General features: G+C 71.5%; 1 protein-coding gene. It reads left to right on the plus strand.

Annotated elements, in window-relative coordinates:
* Positions 1 to 798: 798 nt before the first annotated feature.
* A partial coding sequence (locus E4099_RS31720; protein ID WP_245245345.1) for a serine/threonine-protein kinase occupies positions 799 to 1,772 on the plus strand: 974 nt, incomplete at its 3' end.

The raw sequence follows: 1,772 nt of genomic DNA on the forward strand, positions 1-1,772 counted from the left end.
CCGCCACACCGACAGCCCTGCCCCCGTCTCCCGGCCGTCGTCGATCAGGCGCTGAAAGACCTCACGCACCGCGTCGTATCCGTCCGCGACGAATCCTTGGACCTTCATCGTGCCTCGCATTCAGGTAGGCGCGGCTGGCCGTCCTCATCGGCCATGAGTCGCGGGTCTTCCGCAACGCGGAGGAGGCGCCACGGCCCCTGGACTCGGGGACGACGTTGCCCGCAAGGTCGAGGATACCCCTAAGGGGTATGGATTGATGAGGGTCTCGACCTCGCCGTGCATCCGTTCGGTGTCGCGCCGGCACGGTTCACCGCTGCCGCTGTGGGCGCGGGTGCCTTGGGAGCGCTCGATCTGACGGGCGAAGGCCGTTTCATCCGTGAAGAGTTGAGGTCGCCGCCCAGTGGTCGCGCGCAGGGTTCGCGGTGCGAGTGGCGGACGGTGGTCCGGACCGCGGAGGATGGGACCGGCCGACGACATGCGTTCCGGCTGTTCGTGGACCTGATGTCCGGCTGCGGGATGCTCAATGGTGGGGCCGCGACGGTCAACGCGAAGAACGTCGCGGCGGACGCCCTCAGCGCCTCTGCCACTTACGCCCGGCGCCCCGGGGGACGGACCGGGCGATGGGGATGACGGCAGCCGACGGGGCACCAGGATCTGATGTAATCGTCCCCGGCGATCCCCGGAGCCGGGATCGCCGGAGGCGGGATCACGGCTGGGGGGACGTTGGAAGAGCTGGGCACCGCAGACCCGCGGCAGGTGGGGAGATACCGGATCCTCGCGCGCCTCGGGGCGGGCGGCATGGGCCGGGTGTATCTGGGCCGTTCCACCAGCGGCCGCATGGTCGCCGTGAAGGTGGTGCGCGCCGAACTCGCTGAGGACCCTGACTTCCGGCGCCGGTTCGCCCGGGAGGTCGAGGCGGCCCGACGGGTGAACGGGTTCTTCACCGCGGCGGTCGTCGATGCCGACCCCGAGGGATCCCCTGCCTGGCTTGCCACCGCTTACGTCCCCGGCCTGCCGCTCGATACGGCGGTCCGTGCTCACGGGGCATGGCCCCGACGGTCGTTACTGGTCCTGGGCGCCGGCCTGGTCGAGGCGCTGGAGGCCATTCATGCCACGGGGTTGATCCACCGGGACCTGAAGCCGTCGAACGTGCTGATCGCCGCCGACGGTCCACGCGTCATAGACTTCGGCATCTCCATCGCCGCGGAGGCGAGCGTTCTCACCCGGACGGGCACGGTGATCGGGACGCCCGGCTTCATGTCGCCCGAGCAGCTGACGGGACATCGGGTCGGCCCCGCCAGTGATGTCTTCTCCCTGGGAGCGGTCCTCGCCTACGCCGGAACGGGTGCGCCGCCGTTCGGCACCGGATCGCCGCACTCGGTGAACTTCCGCGCCGTGTACGAGGCCCCCGACCTCCAAAGGCTGCCTGCCGACACCGACTTCGTCGGCCGGTGTCTGGAGAAGGACCCCGGAGATCGGCCCACGGTGGCGGAACTCCTCTCGGAGTTCGCCCGGTTGCTCGGCGATACGGATGGACAGACCTACGGGGGCGGGCTGCCCAAGGAGACCGCCTGGCTGCCGGAGGCGGTGGCCTCGGCGGTCACCCGTCCGGCCGGTTCCGCTTCCGTGCCCGCGGACGTGCCGGCGGACGCCCCGGGCGGTGCGGACGGTGCCGAGGGTGCCGGCGCGGAGAGTGGTGCCGGGGCGGCACCCATGCCACCCGGCCCCCAGGACGCCCTGGCCGAGAAGCCCGCGCCGCCCCCTGCCACGCC

Source organism: Streptomyces palmae, assembly GCF_004684805.1.
Classification (GTDB): Bacteria; Actinomycetota; Actinomycetes; order Streptomycetales; family Streptomycetaceae; genus Streptomyces; species Streptomyces palmae.